Genomic DNA, 19,298 nt, shown 5'->3' on the forward strand with positions numbered 1-19,298 from the left:
TATTAGCTAGCAGCTATTCCCTAGTGGTTATCGCCTTTCTTTTTCGTCGGCTTTTTCTTGTCGTCCGCTTCAACGGTATCGGAGTCGTCTGACTCTACTTTTCCGCGCTCGAAAGTCACATCGGCATATTTCACGCGACCAGGGCGTTTCCGTTCCGTCGCATCACCAATGCCGTCACCGTCATCATCGTCGTCAATAAAGTCAGGCGGACCTGCGGTTGCTTTCACCGTATCAGCTAAGGCCTTACCCGCTTTAAACTTGCCCGCACGCGCGGTTTCAGCTGTTTGTTGACCGTCTGCGGCTGCTTCCGGTAATTCTTTCTTGTCGTCCTGCGTTTGATCTTGCGCGTAGCCAGTCCCTATGCCAAGCGCCAACGTTAAACCAATCAACCCGTGTAAGATTTTCATAACCATGCCTCCTTCAAAGCGTATCTATAGGTATAGCTGCTGTTCGGAAATTAACCAAATCTTCATAGAGCAAAAGCCCTGCAAAGCCGCTTCACGTCAGCAAATCGCTAGCTATAGTGAAAGTGAACCTAAACAGGAGGAAGCAACTATGAAACTAGCAAATGTATTTACTTCAGTCGCATCAGTTATGGCATTGAGCTTTGGTACCATCGCGATGGCAACCACTTTGCAAGATCCAGCTCAGCAACAGCAAGAGATGGAGCAGCAAACCGACCACATCAGCGATTCTGCTATTACTGCAAATGTGAAAAGTGCTCTGATGGCACAGGCTGCGGGTATGCAAATCAATGTCGAAACCACCGATGGCGTGGTCACCCTAAGTGGTGAAGTTGAAAGCGAAGCTGATATTTCGGCGCTTGAACGCTTAGCGCGCGGTGTCGAAGGCGTGAAAGATGTACGTAACAACCTCACGGTGAAAGCCGAGTAAAGCTATCACCAATGCAGGTAATACCAAGGCTCGGACCGCAAATCCGGGCCTTTTATAAGCCGGCGCGCAATAAATCTGGGGCGACCCCTAGCCAACGTTTACAAGCGCGGCGGAAATTATTTGAATTACTGTAGCCCAATTGCTCCGCCAACTCGCCATTCGAGTAGGGCTGTTCGGCGAGTAATTCGAGCAAACGTAGCAGCCGTACTTGGTCGAGTACTTCTTGGAAAGTCGTACCATGCTTACTGAGCAGTCGTTTACACGACGACACGCTGATCCCCAAATAGCTCGCTAGCTCCACTAAACTGACATCATCAGCGGCCTGTAAACGCTGTTGCAGCCAACGCACCACCGTCTGCAATAACGGCTGCCGCGGCACTATTGCGCATTGCATGCGGGTAAACCATAACGCCTGCCGGTACTCACCGAGGTCAGCTTCGGCCAGCGGTTGCTGCAACTGTGCGAGGGGCAAAGTGAGCGAACAAAAGGGGGCATCAACAATCGAGCCTAGCCATTCATGCCAAAGTGGCAGCGCACCTGTGGTTGAGTCAAGTTGTAAGTGCCACAATGAGGTATCGATACCCATACGGCGGGCAAAGGTTAAGAGTAGGGCAATCGAGAACTGCGCAGACACCGGCATAAAGGTCGGTAAAAACTGTAACTGCAAATGACTTTTGCAACGTCGTACGGTAACAAATTGTAATGGCTGTAGCAGGCGTCGATAGTGCTGAAATTGGCGCAGCGCAACTGCGACCGACGGTGCGTAATGCAAGACATCCACTAACGGCGACAAGCGTTCGTTAAAGCAACTATCGGCGACCAACTGCCACAACTGCGGCTCAGCCAGTTGCTGTTCGGCATTTTGCATGATGCGCTGCCAGTCGCGGGCATGAATTTGATGTTGGCGCTGAGCGACGCTAGCGAGCTCAAAGTCACAGCCGCGCAGCAATTTGTGGGGCGCTACCGCGCGGCGTTCAGCCAGCGGCAGCAAAGCCTGCAACAGCGGCTTGCTATAAAAATAGCTGCGCTCAGCAGGTTGCCATGGTTGCATGCGCTGCTACCTTATTGCGTTCGAGCATAAGTTGCTGCAAGGCTGCAAGTGCGTTGTCTTCGGCCACTTGATGACAACGAAAATCGAAACGGACCAATTCGGCGTAGGGTAACTCTTGCAGTAAGGCTTGTTGTAAGAAGCTCACCAAAGCTAGTGCTTCATCGCGTTCAGTCCGCGGCAAGAGGAGCAAAAACCGGTCGCTATGGTCGCGACATACAAGGTCGGTGTCGCGCAGCAAAGTGACCAAGAGCTCGCCCAAGCGTTGCAACATGCGGTCACCCTCATGACTGCCATGCACGCGGTTAATGCGGGCAAAGCCTTTAACGTTCAAATGCAGTAAACAAAGCTCATCGCGATGTTCGAACCGTAAAGCGATTTCACGCTGCAAAATATGTTCAAGATAGTTGCGGTTGTACAAGGTCGTTAGCGGATCGACGAAGCGATGATCGCGATAATGGAGTTCACGAGCACGTAGTTGCCGTTCAATTAGCTTTTGCTCTTGATGCCAACCGTACATACCAATTGCTAATACTAACAGCCCAAGCGGCAGCGGCAGTGATTCTAGCCAACTCATGTAGCGCACATCTTCGGGATAGCGGAAGAATTCGTCGAGCAAGTCTAAGGTCAAAGAACCGCACAATAGCAAACTACCGACAAATAGCAGGGTAGTAACTTTACCGCGTGGACGGGTCAGCAATAGTGCGCCGACGCCAATCAGCGCCAACAGTAAAGTCGAGCCTTCCCCCAAAACATCTAGGTAATCAACGAAAGCCGCCGGCTTCGGCGAGCCAAACTGCAGTGCAAAACCGATGCAGACTAACAACAGCAAAGCCAACAGTGGCCAGCGTGCATCGCGCCAAATAGGAGTGCTGAGCATAAAACCTCAAATCCGTAAAATCCAACGCATAGCATAAGCACATCAGGTGACATTAAGGTGACACCTATGTGACCGAGTGAGCCGTTCGGACCCGATTCTAAACGGCTCATTTACGCCTGAACCTGCTGCAAAAAATGTCACCTTGAGCTCGTATAGTGAGCGCCGAACCCAACAACTCACTAATCCTAATAAGGCGAGAGCAGAGATGAAAAAATCCTACTTAGCATGGTTAATCGCACTCAGTTGCGGTGCGCAAATGTCCGTTGCCCAGGCGCAACAGCAAGGCGAAGCCGAGCCAGAACAAGATGCGGAAAGCATGGAAGAAGTGGTCACCATTGGTAACCGTGATGCGATTCAGCGCGCGGTGCAACAACAACGTGATGCTGGCGGCATTATTAACGTGTTGAAAAAAGATGACATGGGTAAGTTGCAAGACGATAGCGTCAGCGATGCCCTGCAACGTATTCCTGGCTTATCGGTTGAGCGTGACCAAGGCGAAGGGCGGTTCATTCGCATTCGTGGTTTGGCACCTGATCTGAACTCAGTGTCCTACAACGGCACCATGCTTGCCGCTCCGGAAGCGGGTACACGGGCGGTGGCACTTGATGTCATCCCCTCAGACTTATTGGAATCCGTTGAAGTCAGCAAAACGCTGACCCCAGACCAAGCTGCAGGCAGTTTAGGCGGTAATATTGAACTGAAAAGTATGACCGCTTTCGATCGCGACGGTGCGTTTTATTCGTTGACTACTGACTTGGGCTACAACCAGCAAGCCAGCGAGACCAATCCTAAAGTTTCTGGTGTGTTCAGTAACACCTTCGATGTCGGTAATCGCGCCGATGCGTTCGGTATCGCTTTCGCTGGCAGTTATCATGACCGTTCATTTACCACCGATAACGTCGAAACTGGCGGAGGTTGGGATTTTGATGAGCCGGGCCTCGAAGAATTTGAAAAACGCGCTTATGCGGTAACGCGCGAGCGCACGGGTTTGGCATTGAACATGGATTATCGTCCGAGCGATGACGCTGACTATTATTTGCGGACTTTGTATAGCGAGTTTGCCGACACGGAAATCCGGCAGGGCTTGATCACTGAGTTTGCCGATCCATTGACTGCTGGCGCTACCGGTGGCGGTGAAATTGCGCGTGAACTGAAAGACCGTAAAGAAACCCAAGAAATACAAGCCTTGGTGCTTGGCACTGAGCAGCGTATCAATGAGTGGACGGTGAAAATTGAAGGTGGCATGAGCGAAGCCAACGAAAGCCAACCGTTTGCCATTGGTGGTGCTAAATTTGTGCAAGAGTTTGACGACGGTCTTGGTTATACCGGGATTGAACGGCTGAGCTTGTTAGCACCAGATAGTGCGTATCAGCCAAGCGCTTACGAGATTGACGAAATCGAAGTCAGCGACGCCTACACCGAAGAGACCCAAGACAGTATCTCGGCCGACATTGCCTATGACTTCTTGCAGCCGGATTATCAGGTGACGTTTAAAAGCGGTGTTAAGCTCAGCCAACGCGAAAAGATTGCCCGCGAAGATATCTTTATTTACGAAGACTTTGCGGATCTGGGGGTGACAGCCTTGACCATGGACAGCTATGCCGGTGGCGATGTTGAGTATGGCTTAGGGCGTTTTGGCCCGGGCATTGACGCACAGCAGTTGTGGGATCTGATTGAGCCGCTGAACATGGCCGATTTCCGTGATGATGTGGAGTCAGAAATCGCCAGCTACGGCATCCAAGAAGACATTAGCGCCGGTTATTTGATGGCTGACATGCAAGTAGGTGCGTGGCAAATCATCACTGGGGCCCGTTATGAGCACGATGACCGCACGGCAAGTGGTGTGCGTTATGACGATCAAATCGAAGAATTCACCCCAGTCACTGACGATTACAGCAATGCGCGTTGGTTGCCAAGTTTAGTCACGCGTTACGATATGAGTGACAGCACCATTGTTCGTTTAGCTTATAGCACAGGTATGGTACGCCCGAACTTTGAGCAGTTGCGTCCAAGTTTCTATTTAGAGAATGATGACGGCGACTTAAAAGCCGAATTCGGTAACCCTGATTTGGAACCGTTAACCTCGACCAACTTTGACTTTGGTATCGAGCACTACGACGAATCATTGGGTGTGATTTCTGCCATCGCTTTCTACAAAGATATTAAAAACTTTGTGTATGAAGCCGATGTGGCAGGGCGCCCTGGTTTTGAGAACTTCGACGAAGCGGTTACCTTTATCAACGGTAGCGATGCTTATGTTTACGGTCTTGAGCTGAACCTAGTGCATCAAGTCAAAGGTTTTGATAACTGGCTCGATAACTTCTTGGTGAGCTCCAACTTGACCTTCACTGACTCTGAAGCAACGGTCGATTGGCTTGACGATGGCACTGTGCAACAACGTGACATCCCGCTGCCAAGTCAGTCAGACACCACGGCCAACGTTGCGCTTGGTTACGAGACGTATAACGTAAGCTTACGTTTAGCGGCGAATTTCAAATCCAAATACCTAGTTGAGCTAGGCGATGTGGAAGACAGTCGTTACGACATCTATGAAGACGACAACATGACGGTCGACTTCTCAGCGAAATGGCTGCTAAGCGATAGCATCAGCTTGTCATTTGCTGCCAACAACCTCACCGACGAACCTTTCTATGTGTATACCGGTCAGCGCCGCTACAACGCGCAATATGAAAGCTATGGCCGCAGCTACACCCTTGGTTTGCAAATTACCAACTGGTAAGGATGAACATGAAATTTCACCTCTCTTTAATTGCTTCTTCGTTACTGTGCCTCTCAGCTTGTGCTGAGAGTGCCACAGATACCCCGGTGCGCCACCAAGTGGCGCTTGGCACGCAACAACTAAAAGCCGATGCCGCGGGGCTTAAACTCGATCAACAACAGCTAGAAGCAGGGACTTTTGTACACTTGCGCACGCAACCGCTGGCTGACGGTACAACGGTGTTTGGTGCCATGGAAGCCAACACCCAAGAGCTGTACTTGTGGCATTACGCTGACGGCGAAGTCAGTCGTTTGTGGTCAGGCGAAATTACTTCGCGCGTGGTCGAAGACCTGTGTTTCTATCAAAGCACTGAGAATCAGCAATTGTCGGTCTTTTTGCTCGGCGGTCGTGGTGGTGCGGAACAGTGGTTACTGCGCCAAGAAGCAGAATGGCTGGCGCAACCCTTGGTGATTCGTGACATGGCGGTACCTTATGACAGCACAGCTTGCGCGGTCGATCAGGCTGAGGGCGGCTTATACATCGCTGAAGGCGACCAAGCGATTTGGCGCTACGAAGCTGAACCGGAAGCTGAAGAAGGCCGCGATCTGATTGCCGCACGTGCACCTTTTGGTGCTATCGAAAACGAAATTAAAGCTCTCACTTGGTTGGCCGATGGCAGCTTGCTGGCGCTCGAAGAAGAGCCACCACGTGTGTTGGTGTTGCGCCGTAATGCCGACAACGTATTGGCGTTTAGTGAAGCGCTAGCGATTGAAGGTGCAGCAGCCTTAACTGATATTGAGCAACAAGCAGATGGCTCGTTGTTATTGACCGAAGAAGATCTCACTGCTAGCGCGAGGTTAACTGTGAGCCAAGGCGAAGCGCGAAGCATGACCTTGCCTGCGGCCGTCAACCAGGTCAGTGCCACGCTTGAAACCGAACCTTCACCACGGCGCGGTGATGCCATTGATGATCCTGCCGTGTGGGTGCATCCGCAGCAGCCAGCGCAGAGTCGTATCCTGGGCACCGACAAACGTACTGGGCTCTATGTGTATGACATGCAGGGCAAGATCGTACAAGAATTGGCGGTAGGCCGTTTGAATAACGTTGATGTACGAGGCCAGTTGGCGGCCGCGTCATTGCGTGATGACAATAGCCTGCAGCTGTTCAGCATCAGCGCCCGTGGTGAACTCTCGTTAGCCGCCAATATCCCGACCGACTTAGCCGAAATCTATGGTCTATGTATGGGCCACGATAGTGCAACTGACACCAGCTATGTGTACGTCAATGGCAAGTCAGGTCGCATTCAACAATATCGCGTAAGCGCCGATGGTGGCGAGTTAGTGCGCGAGCTGCAAGTGCCATCGCAACCTGAAGGTTGTGCGGTCGATGATGCAGGACAACGCCTGTTTGTTGGTGAAGAAGACGTTGCGGTCTGGCTGTTTGATGCTGCGGCAGATGGCGCGGTGGAAGGCGCGCAAATCATCACGGTTGCCGAACATCCCGAACTGGTCGATGACATCGAAGGTGTCGCTTATGCAGTAGTTGACGATCAACCCTTGCTGTTTGTCTCGAGCCAAGGCAACGATAGCTATATCGTGTTTGATGGCGCGGCACCGTGGTCTTTACGCAGCCACTTCCGCATTCGCACCAATGTCGAGCTTGGCCTTGACGGTGCTTCGGAAACTGACGGTATAGAAGTCACCACTTTGTCGCTCGGCACAGGCTTCGAGCAGGGTGCCTTTATGGTACAAGATGGTCGTAACCGCATGCCCGAAGCGGGACAGAACATTAAACTTGTCCCGCTCGAGCAGATCCTTGCGACTATGGAGTAACTTTCGCTGCTGGAGCGTGGATCACATCGGTCCCGTTCCAGCACCGCGATGGTTTAGGTTTATGCGGATTGGCACAGCTCGTTGGCGCGGTCTCCGGCTGCTGCTCAATAAAAGTTTTGCTACCGTCCGCAGCCTTTTTCAAGGTAAACGCATCATACAACTCACCGGTCACCGTAAACGCTTGATAGCGGACTTCATTTTGTTCGAAATCAATTACCTGAAATAACTGACTATCTTCACCGACCCGATCCATGGTCGCGCGCGCATGGTCGCTCACCAGATATTGCTTCGGACCCGCAACCGATACCGCATATACAGGCCCGCCATCGCTGGCAGCCTTACCTTGATGCGCAGTCGCATCGCGACCGTAGGTATGATCATGCCCTTGCAGCACCAAATCGACGTTATAGGCCTCGTAAACCGGCTGCCAGAATTCGCGTAGCGGCGGGTTATCGCGGCCTTTTGACACAGAATGCATGGGGTGGTGATGGAAAATGACCGTCCATTGTTGTGGGTTATCGCTAAGCACTTCTTCGAGCCAATCGGCTTGTTGCTTGGCTTTGTCGGGATATTGCAAGGCTTCGGTGGAATCTAACGCAATGTAGCGTACGCCCTGATAATCTGTGTAATAGACGGTATCTTGCAGTCCTTCAGGACCATTATTCGGCAGCTCAAACTGTGCTGCCCAGTGCGGCAATAAGTGACGAATCGGATTGTCATCGTCGCTGCTGAATTCGTGGTTGCCAGAGCTTGGAATTTGCGTCACGGTGGAGCCAATCCAGCTTAGCGCCTGAAACCATTCACCCCATTCGTTATCGTGAATATCTTCGCGGGAATTAACGAGGTCACCGGCGTAGAGCATGACTTTGGCATGCGGAGTCGCGCGAAAAGCTTCACGCACGGTGCGTGCATAGTGCGATAACACGGCATTTTGTGCATCGCCAAGATAAAGCGCCGTGTAAGGTGCGAACTCAGCTTGCGGCGTGCGAAATTGATGCCACTCGCTCCAGGTATCGCCACCCTTTACGCGGTAAGCGTAAAGCGTATCGGGTTGCAGATCTTTGAAGGTGACGCGATGATGCAAAGCCTCGCCATTGGGTGTGTTATGGCTGATGCTGCTGCCGGTTAACTCTATTGAATTGAGGTGTAACCCCGGCGATGCTGTTGCTGGCGCAATTTGTGCGATGGTGTGTTTGACACTAGTGTCGGTGCGCCAAGTCACGTTATGCGACGTCGCAGGCTGCGCAGTCGGCAGCAGCGTCACACGGTCAGGGAAAACACTGGGGGCATAACGCGTTTGCTGCGCTGGGACTAGGGTATTTGCTTCGCGCACGCTAGCTTGTGCTTCATTGGCGCTGACATGGGGCGCAGTGCTGCAGGCAAGCAACGCAAGAGCGATAGCATTAAGCCGCGGTTGAATTCGCATTTTGGTCATCCTTCGGTTAGTTTATAGATCAAACAAATGCTTCACCTTAACTGAAGTGTGTGACGAGCGATTGATACAAAACCGCAGGAATGAGCCAAAATGAACCCCCAAGACATTCTCAACTTCTGGTTTAACGAACTGACGCCGGCGAACTGGTTTGCTAAGAGTGATGCCTTAGATACAACGATTCGCAAGCGCTTTGGCGAGGTATTGGTAGCCTGTGCGGCGGGTGAATGTTGGCACTGGCGCGCCGATGATGCGGCTGGAGCAGGAACCGGCGGCCTCGGACGACTGGCTGAGATTCTCGTGCTCGATCAGTTTTCGCGTAACGTCTATCGTGATGATGCGCGCGCGTTTGCGCAGGATCCAATGGCTTTAGCGTTGGCACAGGAGTCGGTAGCACGTGGCGTCGATCGTGCGATGGAACCGTCGCAGCGAGCGTTTTTGTATATGCCCTACATGCACAGCGAATCGCTGGTTGTGCACGACGAAGCCATACGTCTGTTTGACCAGCCGGGTCTGGAAACCAACTACGACTTCGAGGTTAAACACCGCGATATTATCGTCCGCTTTGGCCGCTACCCGCATCGCAATGCGTTGCTCGGGCGCGCTTCAACACCCTCCGAACTCGAATTCCTAAGCCAACCAGGCTCCAGCTTCTAATGTAGCCCGTACCTCTGTACGGGCCCAACGCCCATTCGGCTGCAGCTCACACAATGTTACGTTTTCACCCTGTGTAAATCACGAGCTGATGAACTAGACTGAAATTATTAACACGGAGGTTTATATGCTTAATAACAGGCCGGTTCAACCTTATATGCGCCGCAAGCTTGCGCAGAGTTTCGCGATAAATGTGGGGTATTTGATTCAGCACAAGCGCGCCAGTGCTGGACTTGATCAAACGGATTTGGCGCTATTGGTGGAGACAGTGGGGAATAGTAATGGATATGAAGTTGTACGAAGGGTTGATGCTGCTGGCGTTGAACGACGAGAAGGGCACCAATGAAGGGCATTATATTGAGTACACTGCGGCAGCAGCTATTTTAGCCGAGTTGCTATTGTCGCAACGCATTTCCGTGAACAAAGATAACAAAGACAAAGTTGAAGTGCTGGATGCTGCACCTACCGGTGATGCGGTGATGGACGAAGCGCTGCAGAAAATTGCCGGCAAGAAGAAGCCCGATACCTTGAAAAATTGGGTGATGGCGATTGGCACTATTAAAAATTTGAAGCACAAAATTGCTCAGCAGCTAGTGGACGATGGCATTATCAAAGCCGACGAACGCAAGATTCTGTGGATTTTCACGCAGAAGGTTTACCCGGAGGTGAATCCGCAGCCGGAACAAGAACTTAAGCGCGAAATGCGCCGTTTAGTGTTGGACAAGCCACTCGAAATTCATCCGAAAATTGCACTGATGATTGCGTTAGCCAAAAGTGCGTACTTGCTCAATCAAGTTTTCAGCAAAGACGAGCTTAAGCAGCATAAAAAGCGCATCGAGCAAGTCTCGACGGGTGAAGAGCTTGGGCAAATTACTGCCGAAGTGATTGAAGGCGTGCAGGCCGCGATCATGGTAGCGGTGATGATGCCAGCGATGATGGCTGCGGTCACGGCATCGACCACTTCGTCGAGTTCGAGTGGCTGCTAATGACAGGCAAGCAACTGGGGTGGGGCACCTTTAGCGTCGGCTTTTTGCTGGTTGGCATACCATTCTGGTTGGAGCCTTACGAGACAGTTACCGTACCTAACTCTTTCTTTGGTTGGGGCGTGTTGGTGGTGTTCTTGGCTGCGGCGTTTTTGCGCGCGCTCGCGCATTTCAGTTTCTTGCACAGTTGGCTAATTGCTGGCGCTATTATTCCAGCGGTCACTATGGCGCGCACCTTGGTTGAAGTGGTTATTGACCCGACTTCAAACAACCTCTGGCCGTTAGTATTGATTCTTGCCGCCGGCACTGGAGCGATAGTGGCTATCGCAGGTGCCGGCATCGCCAGTTTGTTTGTTAGGCGCGGTTGAGCAGCGCTTAGCTAGAGGCGGAAGTTGAAGGCCAGTGTTAGCCTCGGTTGCCGCCGTTGCCCCGATTACCGGCATTGCCGCGATTTCCGCCGTTACCTCGGTTGCCACCGTTGCCGCGGCTACCACCTTTGCCTTGGCTCGCGCCGCCGGCTCCGCGCGGTTTGCGTGGCTGACGCTGTTGACCACCGCGTGGTGGCGGTGGCGTGGTGCCGGTGAGGGCGACGTTGCTGAAGCCTTCCATTTGACGGCGTTCAATTGGTTGGCCGATAAGTTTTTCGATAGCTTTTAAGGTTTTGAATTCTTCGTCCATTACCAACGAGACGGCATGACCGACTTGTCCGGCACGGCCGGTGCGGCCGATACGGTGTACGTAATCTTCAGCGACTTGTGGTAAATCGAAGTTAATCACGTACGGCAGTTTATCAATGTCGAGGCCGCGCGCTGCGATATCAGTAGCGACCAAAATGTTAACCTCGCCTGATTTAAAATCAGCCAACGCTTTGGTGCGTGCGCCTTGGCTCTTGTTGCCATGAATAGCAGCAGATAGGAAACCATCGGCGTTTAGCTGACGCACCAGTTTATTGGCACCATGTTTGGTACGCGAGAAGACAATTACCTGTGGCAATTTTAGGTCGCGCAGCAACTGCATCAACAAACGCGGCTTTTCATTCTTGGTCGCCGTGTACATGGTTTGCTCGATGCGCTCCGCCGTTGAGTTAGGGGGTGCTACTGAGACTTCTACCGGATCATTTACCAGCGTTTTCGCTAACGCGCGAATCTCATTCGAGAAAGTCGCCGAGAACATTAAGGTTTGGCGTTTAGCCGGAAGTACCTTGATGATTTTGCGGATGTCATGAATAAAGCCCATATCGAGCATGCGATCGGCTTCGTCCAACACCAACACTTCGAGCTTAGGAAAACGAATCGCGTTCTGCTGATACAAATCCATCAAACGGCCAGGTGTAGCGACCAAAATGTCGACGCCTTTACGCAATTTCATCATTTGCGGATTGATCTTCACGCCACCAAACACCACGGCGTAGTTGAGATTCAAGCCAGCACCATAAGTCGCAACGCTCTCGCCGACTTGCGCAGCAAGTTCGCGCGTCGGTGTCAGAATCAGCACCCGCGCAGTATTCGGCTTGGCGCGCTCGCCATCCTTCAGCTTTTCCAGAATCGGCAGCGTAAAACCTGCGGTTTTACCGGTACCCGTCTGCGCCGCCGCCATCACATCGCGACCCGCGAGCACTGACGGAATCGCCTGCGCTTGAATCGGAGTGGGTTCGGTATAACCTTGACGGGTAAGGGCGGCAAGAATTTCAGGGCAAAGCTGGAGTTCAGAAAAAGTCATGTATAAATGTGCAACTCAATTAGGATAAGGACGCGTATTGTACCGCAGAGTAGCCGCCACTGCAGTGAATTTAATTGTAGGCGTTTTTAGATAAGCACGTCTAAACCTTTACGGGCGATCAGATTAAGTAGTTTCAAAGAAGTGCCGCGGGGCTTTTTGCTACCTTGTTCCCATTGTCTAACCGTTGATGCAGAGGTGTTCAGGTAGGCGGCAAACACGGCTTGACTGACGCGAGCACGTTCACGTATTAACTTAATTGTTTGCGCGTCTAGAGCTTCTACCTTTGGCAGACAGAGCACATCGAATTCGCGCATGGTTTGCATATCCATCACGCCAGCGTCACGCAAGTCCTTTGCTGTGTCGTGTATGACGTCTAACATACTGTCTTTCATATCATTTCACCTCAATGATGCTGCCCGAGCGAATCGCTTTTTGAAGCTCCTCAGTACTGTAGCTGAATAACTCGCTTGCTAATTTCTTCAGCGCTAATAATTCTGTCGCACTGATGTTTGCTCGTGAATTTTTTGCGAAGCCGAAGACAAAGAAAGCTTTATCGTTTGTCTTAAAGGCAACAATGGTTCGTATTCCGGTTCGCTTACCTTGACCATTGGTGGGAGCCCGCTTTTTGAAAATGAAGCCGCCAAGATCGGCATCTATCAAACCACTCTCCATTTCACCAACGGCTGCAATCAAGGCGTTATCGGTTAATCCTTGCTTTGCAGCCCATTTGGCGAACCATCTTGATTTGAAGATGATCATTTCATTTCCTTCCGTGGAAAAGTGTAATACTAAGTGTTACACATGGCAACTTTTATCATTTAACTAAGCTAAGTGTTTTGACCAATAACGGCAATCTGATTTAGAGGAAAGATTAAGACTACATCGAGTTGAGATTGAGCTTGCATAGCGTCATCGCGGTAGTCCATAAAGCCAGTCTAAACCTTGAATGAGCGTAGTAGGAAAGGCAGTGGCATGCTTGGCTTCGTCGATGATCATAAATTTGACGGTGAGGTTATCGCCACCTTCGCTCATCAGCTTGTCATTCAATTGCGGATGCGACTCGATGCACCTTTTGACCCCTTTGCGTAGGAAATCGACACCAGAATAGCCTCATCCATGGCACCGCTATTCATCGGAAAGCGCGTGGCACCCGAAGCGATCTGAAAGCTATAGAGGCCATCAGTGAGATAAATCACCGGATACGCTTTGTCTGGATTGGAGTGATTAGCAAGAGTGCGTAAAACACGATGTTGAACATTAATGTTTCCAATTTATTGCTTTTTGCGATGATAGCATCAATTACAATTAAAAAGTGTGCGACGTGGGGTGTCGCGCGAGCAAGTAGGATGGTGGCATCGTTGATGTAGAACAAGAACAATAAGGAGAGCGAATGTACGACATTATTGGCGATGTGCACGGGCAGGCCGAGAAGTTGGAGGCGCTGCTGCGCAAGCTAGGCTATCGTGAGCAGCGTGGGGTGTGGCGGCATCCGACGCGCAAGCTGATTTCGGTAGGTGATTTGGTTGATCGTGGGCCACAACAAAAGCGCAGCGTAGACATGGTTCGCGCGATGCATGAAGCCGGTGAAGCACTGGTCATCATGGGCAACCACGAGTTCAATGCGGTGGCCTGGGCGACACCTGATGAAAATGGCGAACCGTTGCGGCCGCACTCGCCACATCGTTTCGAGCAGCATGAGGCGTTTTTACGTGAAGCGGAGCCGAACCCTGATTGGTATCGCAGCACCCTCGACTGGTTTAAAACATTGCCGTTGTACTTAGAGTTGCCAGAGTTACGTGTGACCCATGCGTGCTGGCATGAACCCTCGAAAGCGGTGATCGATGCGCATACGGATACGGACGGAGCCTTGCTCGCCGATGCATGGCAGCGCGCGGCACGTAAGGGGCATGAGCTCTATGACGCAATTGAAGTGATGTCTAAGGGTTGGGAAATTCCATTACCTGAAGGCTATAGCTTCATTGATGAGGGCAAACATGAACGCTATCACATTCGCACTCAATGGTGGCGTGACGATAGCCGCTTGTATCGCGACATCGCGCTAGGCGTTGACGACGGCAGTAACTTGCCAGACGGCGAAGTGCCCGGCGCGGCCTTACCGGGCTACGACCATGCCAAGCCGCTGTTTCTCGGTCACTATTGGATGAAGGGCGAACCCTGTTTGCAGTCCTCGCGGATTGCGTGCGTCGACTGGTCGGCCGGTAAGGAAGGGCCGATGGTGGCGTACCGATTTGATGGTGAGGACGAGCTGTCGAACGATAAGTTTGTCTGGACCCGGTAATTGCAGCTAAAGAATTGATAGTTGACATTTGGACGTCTATACGTCTATAATTGATTTGCATTTTGAGTAGAGCGTAGCTCTCGCCAACCTGCCGACGTTCTCCGCGTCGGTAAGGTGGTTATCGTGACTTGTAACAATCCCAAGCACGAGATGTGCCCGCCGTGGCGGGAATTCATCTGCACTGTCACTCGCCCCGAGGGATACGTGTTGAGTCTACCAAAACTCAAAATGTTCAAAGTACGGTGGCTGATTACGCTGTGTATTCCGCTGTGTGCGCGGCTGTGTGACGCAGGATGTCGCGCAAGTGTGGATAGTGATTGTGGGGTGGCATGAAAAAGGGGATCTCGATGCAAGACAAGACCTATGGACAACGGGTGGCGGATAGCCATGAATTGCAACTTACGGTGGCTGATGCGAAGTTGGTGTGGCTCGAGCTGGCGGGTTGTCCGGCGCTGCGGACGCTCACGCTGAAGGCTGACGCGCAAGGCGGCAAGCACGAGCGGCATTTGACGCTGAGTGCGGTGCCGCAGTTGCAGCGTATCGAGAACCCGCACGAGTTACCGCTGGTGGTGCATTTAGATGCCCGCGATCGCACCCAACCACTGCTGATTGAGGGACCGGTTAAGCAGGTGGATTTTTGTTGGGAGCATGGCGAGTATGCCAATACCCGCATGCATCGCCAGGTGTTGCTGCTGCCGGTGGAACAGTTAAGCCAGTACCGACAGGAGGTCGAGCAATTGCGCATGGATGCGCTGCTGGTGCTGTACCGCAGTCAACATGATGCAAGCAGCAACCCAAGCTGCAACATACTGCAGTTAAAGACAGATGCACGTGTCGATATCCAAGGGTTACCTGAACTGCAACAGTTGCATGTAACGCCCGCGAGACAGCAGGTGCAGGTAACCGTGCGCAATTCACGTCGGTTAGAGTTGGTGAATCTCCGCTGCGAAAGCAAGAGCGGCGCCAGTAGCAAACCCTCGAATCACCGCGTGACTATTAGCGATTGCGGCCGTACGCGGTTGAAGTTTACTGGACCGTGGCAGCGTATCGAGTTGGTGGGCTGCGGCATTCATCGGCTGTCGGTTGAGCAGGCGCTTGAGCTTTATGTGCGTGGACTTTGTTATATCGAAGAAACGCACGTGCCGAACACCATGCGGGTGGTGAACCAAGCGACCAATTGGTTTGCCGAGGGCGTGATCCCCGACATCAACGAATCGACCTTGCGCGAGCTAAGTGCTCGGTTGAGCAGCAACCAGCAAGACGCCGAGCTTATCGCGACTTGCCTTGCCGCAGTGCGCCGCTGTGAACGGCCGAAATCGCGTTATCACGGCATTCATATTCTGAGCCTGTTAGCGATGCACTTACCTACCGCATACATCGATGAACTGCTTGAGGTGCGCAAAGGGCTGGTGCCGCCAAATACGACGCGACCGTACCCTGAAGATTTGCACTTAGAAGCGTGGCGCGCCGACGTGAATATCTGGCATCAGCTACGCAGTAAGGCCAACAAAGCTGGGTTGGTGCGCATCGATAACTTTTATGGCGACGTGTTTATGAGCAGCGGCCAGCCCAGTTCATCAGGATATGCGCTGCTTGCTGAATGTCTCGACATCGAGAGCTATGACTTACTCGAGCGCGCCTTACGCAAGCTGATGCCTGATGAGCCGCAGCAGTCACGCCGCCGTCAATACGATGACCGCTTTTGGCGCAATGGCCAGTACGTAAAGGGCCTTAAGCGCTTGGTGCTGAGTATTCCGCGCTTGCCGACAAAGCTCAAAGCGTTAGCCATTGAGTTTGTGCTGCTGAGCCTCGCCAACGACATGCTGCAAGTGGCTGCACAAAAACTGCTGCAACACGAACCTGCGCTAACGCGACGACTGGCTTTGCGCATCGCCAACCGGCACGTCGAGACGCGCGAGAGTTATTTGCGCCTTGCACTGTCGGCAGCGCTGCCAGCGCCGACAGCACAACCATCAGTACAACAGTTGCTGCAATTGGACACCGAGGGAGAACTCGTATGAGTGATTTATATCCGAGCACGCCGCGTGACGTGCAAGCCATTATCCGCGCACAACTGCAATTGTTGTGGAACGAACCCGAGCAAGCCCACAAGGTTGCACCGTTGATGCTTTGGGGCGCTCCTGGTGTTGGCAAAAGCACCTTGGTACGAGAGATCTGCGAGCAGCAGGGCATCGGGTTTATCGACATTCGCTTAGCCCAGCGTGAACCGGTCGATTTGCGCGGCTTGCCAGTGCCAAAAGGCGACCATGTGGATTGGTTGCTGGCCGGCGAGTGGCCGCGCGATCCGAACAGTCGCGGCGTGATCCTATTTGACGAGCTCAGCGCTGCCGACCGTACCTTGCAGGCTGCCGCTTATGAAATCATTCTCGACCGCCGTTTGGGCGATCTTTACCAGTTGCCAAGCGGTTGGTTGGTCATGGGGGCCGGTAACCGCAGTAGCGACCGCGCGGTGGCCTATAGCTTCTCGAGTGCCTTGGCGAACCGTTTCTGTCACCTGAACCTCGAGCCTGACGTCGAGCAATGGTGCCAATGGGCGCAGCAGCAAGACATTGACCCGAGCATCATCGGCTTTTTGAAGTTTGCGCCGGAGCACTTCTTTAAACTTGACCAGCATACCCAAAGCGAGCAGGGCTGGCCGAGCCCACGTTCGTGGGAGCGTACCGCCCGCGTATTGGCAACGGCCGAGCAATTAGGATTAAGCGCGCAGCAACAGCGCATTATGGTCAACGGTCTGATTGGCCCAGGCGCTGCAGCGGCATTATTTGCTTACCGCGAGAGTGCTGAGGCGCTGCCGGACGTGCGCGCCATGTTGCGCGGGGCGATTCCAGTCGAAGTGCCTAGCAAGAGCGATACCTTGTTCGCATTTTGCGCCGCCGTGACTTACCACATGTGGCGCGGCAGCAAACAAGAAATCGCCACGCACCTAGATGTGCTGTTTCAAATCAGCAGCAAGCTGAGCTCGGATTTTGCCACCATGCTGATGCTCGACGTGTTGCGCGATACATCAATTAAAGCACATGACCTACAGCAGCATGCTGATGATGGTGCGCGCTTGGATGAACGCCACGCTGAACAGGTCTTCAGCCACCCAGGTTACGCCGAGTGGACCGCGCGGCACGGACGACAATTTGGGGCTGCGCTCGTGGGTACCGAGCTCGATGAAATTGCGACCGAGGGAGTGAACGGATGAGTGAGTGTGTGACTGAGGCAGCGGCGAAGCCGATCAGTAGCCGTGAGCTGGAGCAATTACTGCATCGCGACCGCAGCACCTTGTTGCTGACGCAGCCGTTTACCGCGGGCTTGGCGATGCGCCTCGATATTGCCGTGGTCAACGGTCGCGATGCGCAAACTGACGAAATCGTGCGGCCTGATCCGCGCATTACCACCGCGGCCACGGACGGCCGCACCATTTTCTTTGACGCTGACTTCACCGCCAAACTTGATAGCGGCACTCGCCGCTTTGTGCTGTGCCACGAAGTCTGGCACTGCGTGATGGGGCATTTGCGCCGCCAGCTCGGCCGCGATCATCAGCGTTGGAACCGTGCCATCGACTACGAAGTGAATAACATTTGCCGGGTAATTGTTGGCTTCGTGCCAGAAATGGCGCTATACAACATGGGCTGGAGCCAACTGAGCGCCGAAGAAATCTACGAGTTGATCGAGCGCGGCGAAGAGCTACCGGAACAACTCGACCATGAAGTGCTCGACCAACACTTACCCGCGGACCCGTTGGTTGCCCAGCAGTGGCGCGAACTTCTACAGCAGGCGTTGCTGAACGGCAGGCATATCGGTAGTTTGCCGTATCGCCTTCGGCAACGCTTGCAACAAGCGCTGAGCCCACGGTTGCCATGGCAGCAGATCCTGCAACGTTTCGTGCAACGCCAAGCCAGCGGCGAGCGGCAATGGTATCCACCGGCGCGGCGCCACGTGCACCGCGGACTCTATTTGCCGCGACAACGCAGCGAGTACTTGGAGCTGACCATCGCCATCGACACCAGCGGTAGCTGTGCCCAGGACCTCGGCAAGTTTCTCGCGCAGCTGAATTTTTTGCTCGGCAACTACCGCAGTTACGACATCACCGTGCTGCAGTGCGACACCCGCATCGTGAGCGTCGAGCACTACACCCCCGACCGGCCGCTACGCGCCAGCGACTTCGAGTTCAAGGGATTCGGCGGCACGCGCTTTCAGCCGGTGTTCGATTACGTGCGCGAACACCCCACCAATGCGCTGGTGTACTTCACCGACGGCTACGGCCGCGAACCCGTTAACCACAGCAACGTGCCGGTGCTCTGGGTACTCACCCAAGAGCGTTTCGAACCCATGCGCTGCGGCGAATCAGTGAGGATGCAGTGATGCCAACGATGTTTCGCAAAGCCATTGAAGTCGGCCAATATCGCTATTGGCTGCGCTACGATGGTCACGATTTTCACTTAGCGTACGAGAACAACCTGATCGGCAATCAATACCGCGTCGACCCAGGTCTAGTGTTCTGGGACGACGTACCCGAGCTCATCACCCGCGACCTAAACCTCGACACCAACGTGTTCGCCCTCGCACGCATAGCCATGCGCGTTATGGCCGAGCACGTCTGCGCCGCGCAACCGCGGGTATTTAGCTTGATTGCCAATAGCCCACGCAAAGCGAGACCCTACCAACGCTTTGCCAAGCGCCTGCATCGCTACGTTAGCCATCTGTACGATTTGGAGTTGGTGGAGCAGGGCGCGGTGTTTCAGTTTGCGAAGAAAGCGAAGGCGGAGCGGGAGAATTTGCCGATTTCTCTGCTGAGTGGTTAATCCCATGGGATTAATTTTTATGAA

19 protein-coding genes, 1 pseudogene and 1 riboswitch are annotated in these 19,298 nt (G+C 53.1%); of the genes and pseudogenes, 11 read left to right on the top strand and 9 right to left on the bottom strand.

The genetic code is table 11. The annotated features are described in order from the left end of the window. Positions 1 to 20: 20 nt before the first annotated feature. Positions 21 to 407, bottom strand: a complete 387-nt coding sequence (locus tag ACJ8W9_RS01790) for a hypothetical protein (RefSeq protein ID WP_411358213.1) — start codon at positions 405 to 407, stop codon at positions 21 to 23. Positions 408 to 555: 148 nt separating this feature from the next. On the opposite strand from ACJ8W9_RS01790, the gene ACJ8W9_RS01795 reads away from it, so the two are divergent. Beyond that, positions 556 to 894 (top strand): BON domain-containing protein, encoded by a 339-nt coding sequence (locus tag ACJ8W9_RS01795; RefSeq protein ID WP_411358214.1) that lies wholly within the window; start codon positions 556 to 558, stop codon positions 892 to 894. 52 nt (positions 895 to 946) lie between these two features. Here the strand turns inward: ACJ8W9_RS01795 and ACJ8W9_RS01800 are convergent, their stop codons facing one another. Together ACJ8W9_RS01800 and ACJ8W9_RS01805 are read right to left on the bottom strand one after the other, a co-directional pair. Beyond that, positions 947 to 1,945 (bottom strand): helix-turn-helix domain-containing protein, encoded by a 999-nt coding sequence (locus ACJ8W9_RS01800; RefSeq protein ID WP_411360081.1) that lies wholly within the window; start codon positions 1,943 to 1,945, stop codon positions 947 to 949. Next, positions 1,923 to 2,822 carry a GGDEF domain-containing protein gene (locus ACJ8W9_RS01805; protein ID WP_411360082.1) on the bottom strand — a complete coding sequence of 300 codons (900 nt, stop codon included), beginning with the start codon at positions 2,820 to 2,822 and terminating at the stop codon, positions 1,923 to 1,925. The genes ACJ8W9_RS01800 and ACJ8W9_RS01805 overlap by 23 nt, the downstream gene beginning before the upstream one ends. A 205-nt stretch (positions 2,823 to 3,027) precedes the next feature. On the opposite strand from ACJ8W9_RS01805, the gene ACJ8W9_RS01810 reads away from it, so the two are divergent. Beyond that, positions 3,028 to 5,562 (top strand): TonB-dependent receptor, encoded by a 2,535-nt coding sequence (locus tag ACJ8W9_RS01810; RefSeq protein WP_411360084.1) that lies wholly within the window; start codon positions 3,028 to 3,030, stop codon positions 5,560 to 5,562. 8 nt (positions 5,563 to 5,570) lie between these two features. Then, a complete protein-coding gene (locus ACJ8W9_RS01815; RefSeq protein ID WP_411360086.1) occupies positions 5,571 to 7,373 on the top strand; it encodes a phytase in 1,803 nt (600 codons plus the stop codon). On the opposite strand, the gene ACJ8W9_RS01820 is transcribed toward ACJ8W9_RS01815, so the two are convergent. Then, complete coding sequence (locus ACJ8W9_RS01820; RefSeq protein ID WP_411360088.1) at positions 7,363 to 8,799, bottom strand: fibronectin type III domain-containing protein; 1,437 nt, start codon at positions 8,797 to 8,799, stop codon at positions 7,363 to 7,365. The genes ACJ8W9_RS01815 and ACJ8W9_RS01820 overlap by 11 nt on opposite strands. Positions 8,800 to 8,898: 99 nt before the next feature. On the opposite strand from ACJ8W9_RS01820, the gene ACJ8W9_RS01825 reads away from it, so the two are divergent. The 3 genes from ACJ8W9_RS01825 to ACJ8W9_RS01835 all read left to right on the top strand — a co-directional run bounded on the left by ACJ8W9_RS01825 (position 8,899) and on the right by ACJ8W9_RS01835 (position 10,810). Further along, complete coding sequence (locus ACJ8W9_RS01825) at positions 8,899 to 9,462, top strand: DUF924 family protein (RefSeq protein ID WP_411358220.1); 564 nt, start codon at positions 8,899 to 8,901, stop codon at positions 9,460 to 9,462. Between the two features lie 278 nt (positions 9,463 to 9,740). Next, a complete protein-coding gene (locus tag ACJ8W9_RS01830; protein ID WP_411360090.1) occupies positions 9,741 to 10,445 on the top strand; it encodes a GOLPH3/VPS74 family protein in 705 nt (234 codons plus the stop codon). Continuing rightward, positions 10,445 to 10,810, top strand: coding sequence for a hypothetical protein (locus ACJ8W9_RS01835; RefSeq protein WP_411358222.1), 366 nt, complete (start codon positions 10,445 to 10,447; stop codon positions 10,808 to 10,810). The genes ACJ8W9_RS01830 and ACJ8W9_RS01835 overlap by 1 nt, the downstream gene beginning before the upstream one ends. 37 nt (positions 10,811 to 10,847) lie before the next feature. Here ACJ8W9_RS01835 and ACJ8W9_RS01840 read toward each other — a convergent pair whose 3' ends face one another. The 5 genes and pseudogenes from ACJ8W9_RS01840 to ACJ8W9_RS01860 all read right to left on the bottom strand — a co-directional run. Next, on the bottom strand, positions 10,848 to 12,161 hold the full coding sequence (locus tag ACJ8W9_RS01840) for a DEAD/DEAH box helicase (RefSeq protein ID WP_411360092.1): 1,314 nt from the start codon (positions 12,159 to 12,161) through the stop codon (positions 10,848 to 10,850). 86 nt (positions 12,162 to 12,247) lie between these two features. Beyond that, entirely contained in the window at positions 12,248 to 12,553 is a 306-nt protein-coding gene (locus tag ACJ8W9_RS01845) for a helix-turn-helix domain-containing protein (protein WP_411360094.1), read from the bottom strand. 1 nt (position 12,554) lies between these two features. Next, entirely contained in the window at positions 12,555 to 12,920 is a 366-nt protein-coding gene (locus ACJ8W9_RS01850; protein ID WP_411360096.1) for a type II toxin-antitoxin system RelE/ParE family toxin, read from the bottom strand. 150 nt (positions 12,921 to 13,070) lie between these two features. After that, positions 13,071 to 13,193 (bottom strand): hypothetical protein, encoded by a 123-nt coding sequence (locus ACJ8W9_RS01855; protein ID WP_411360098.1) that lies wholly within the window; start codon positions 13,191 to 13,193, stop codon positions 13,071 to 13,073. Positions 13,194 to 13,207: 14 nt separating this feature from the next. Continuing rightward, positions 13,208 to 13,375: pseudogene (locus ACJ8W9_RS01860) on the bottom strand (alpha/beta hydrolase); the annotation flags it as partial. A gap of 176 nt (positions 13,376 to 13,551) precedes the next feature. Here ACJ8W9_RS01860 and ACJ8W9_RS01865 point away from each other — a divergent pair. The 5 genes from ACJ8W9_RS01865 (at position 13,552) to ACJ8W9_RS01885 (ending at position 19,274) form a co-directional block, all read left to right on the top strand. Beyond that, on the top strand, positions 13,552 to 14,460 hold the full coding sequence (locus tag ACJ8W9_RS01865; RefSeq protein ID WP_411360099.1) for a metallophosphoesterase: 909 nt from the start codon (positions 13,552 to 13,554) through the stop codon (positions 14,458 to 14,460). Positions 14,461 to 14,512: 52 nt separating this feature from the next. Then, a riboswitch (SAM-I-IV-variant riboswitch) is annotated at positions 14,513 to 14,645 on the top strand. Between the two features lie 162 nt (positions 14,646 to 14,807). Next, complete coding sequence (locus ACJ8W9_RS01870; RefSeq protein WP_411360101.1) at positions 14,808 to 16,481, top strand: hypothetical protein; 1,674 nt, start codon at positions 14,808 to 14,810, stop codon at positions 16,479 to 16,481. Next, entirely contained in the window at positions 16,478 to 17,671 is a 1,194-nt protein-coding gene (locus ACJ8W9_RS01875) for an ATP-binding protein (protein ID WP_411360103.1), read from the top strand. The genes ACJ8W9_RS01870 and ACJ8W9_RS01875 overlap by 4 nt, the downstream gene beginning before the upstream one ends. Further along, complete coding sequence (locus ACJ8W9_RS01880) at positions 17,668 to 18,834, top strand: DUF2201 family putative metallopeptidase (RefSeq protein WP_411360105.1); 1,167 nt, start codon at positions 17,668 to 17,670, stop codon at positions 18,832 to 18,834. Before ACJ8W9_RS01875 ends, ACJ8W9_RS01880 begins: the two co-directional genes overlap by 4 nt. Further along, positions 18,834 to 19,274, top strand: a complete 441-nt coding sequence (locus ACJ8W9_RS01885; RefSeq protein WP_411360107.1) for a hypothetical protein — start codon at positions 18,834 to 18,836, stop codon at positions 19,272 to 19,274. Before ACJ8W9_RS01880 ends, ACJ8W9_RS01885 begins: the two co-directional genes overlap by 1 nt. Positions 19,275 to 19,298: the final 24 nt, after the last annotated feature.

This window comes from Pseudidiomarina salilacus (assembly GCF_047323925.1).
Classification (GTDB): domain Bacteria; phylum Pseudomonadota; class Gammaproteobacteria; order Enterobacterales; family Alteromonadaceae; genus Pseudidiomarina; species Pseudidiomarina salilacus.

Coding starts and splice junctions, on each gene's coding strand:
- ACJ8W9_RS01790 (WP_411358213.1), bottom strand. CDS start 407: ATGAAAATCTTACACGGGTTGATTGGTTTAACGTTGGCGCTTGGCATA.
- ACJ8W9_RS01795 (WP_411358214.1), top strand. CDS start 556: ATGAAACTAGCAAATGTATTTACTTCAGTCGCATCAGTTATGGCATTG.
- ACJ8W9_RS01800 (WP_411360081.1), bottom strand. CDS start 1,945: ATGCAACCATGGCAACCTGCTGAGCGCAGCTATTTTTATAGCAAGCCG.
- ACJ8W9_RS01805 (WP_411360082.1), bottom strand. CDS start 2,822: ATGCTCAGCACTCCTATTTGGCGCGATGCACGCTGGCCACTGTTGGCT.
- ACJ8W9_RS01810 (WP_411360084.1), top strand. CDS start 3,028: ATGAAAAAATCCTACTTAGCATGGTTAATCGCACTCAGTTGCGGTGCG.
- ACJ8W9_RS01815 (WP_411360086.1), top strand. CDS start 5,571: ATGAAATTTCACCTCTCTTTAATTGCTTCTTCGTTACTGTGCCTCTCA.
- ACJ8W9_RS01820 (WP_411360088.1), bottom strand. CDS start 8,799: ATGCGAATTCAACCGCGGCTTAATGCTATCGCTCTTGCGTTGCTTGCC.
- ACJ8W9_RS01825 (WP_411358220.1), top strand. CDS start 8,899: ATGAACCCCCAAGACATTCTCAACTTCTGGTTTAACGAACTGACGCCG.
- ACJ8W9_RS01830 (WP_411360090.1), top strand. CDS start 9,741: ATGGATATGAAGTTGTACGAAGGGTTGATGCTGCTGGCGTTGAACGAC.
- ACJ8W9_RS01835 (WP_411358222.1), top strand. CDS start 10,445: ATGACAGGCAAGCAACTGGGGTGGGGCACCTTTAGCGTCGGCTTTTTG.
- ACJ8W9_RS01840 (WP_411360092.1), bottom strand. CDS start 12,161: ATGACTTTTTCTGAACTCCAGCTTTGCCCTGAAATTCTTGCCGCCCTT.
- ACJ8W9_RS01845 (WP_411360094.1), bottom strand. CDS start 12,553: ATGAAAGACAGTATGTTAGACGTCATACACGACACAGCAAAGGACTTG.
- ACJ8W9_RS01850 (WP_411360096.1), bottom strand. CDS start 12,920: ATGATCATCTTCAAATCAAGATGGTTCGCCAAATGGGCTGCAAAGCAA.
- ACJ8W9_RS01855 (WP_411360098.1), bottom strand. CDS start 13,193: ATGAGCGAAGGTGGCGATAACCTCACCGTCAAATTTATGATCATCGAC.
- ACJ8W9_RS01865 (WP_411360099.1), top strand. CDS start 13,552: ATGTACGACATTATTGGCGATGTGCACGGGCAGGCCGAGAAGTTGGAG.
- ACJ8W9_RS01870 (WP_411360101.1), top strand. CDS start 14,808: ATGCAAGACAAGACCTATGGACAACGGGTGGCGGATAGCCATGAATTG.
- ACJ8W9_RS01875 (WP_411360103.1), top strand. CDS start 16,478: ATGAGTGATTTATATCCGAGCACGCCGCGTGACGTGCAAGCCATTATC.
- ACJ8W9_RS01880 (WP_411360105.1), top strand. CDS start 17,668: ATGAGTGAGTGTGTGACTGAGGCAGCGGCGAAGCCGATCAGTAGCCGT.
- ACJ8W9_RS01885 (WP_411360107.1), top strand. CDS start 18,834: ATGCCAACGATGTTTCGCAAAGCCATTGAAGTCGGCCAATATCGCTAT.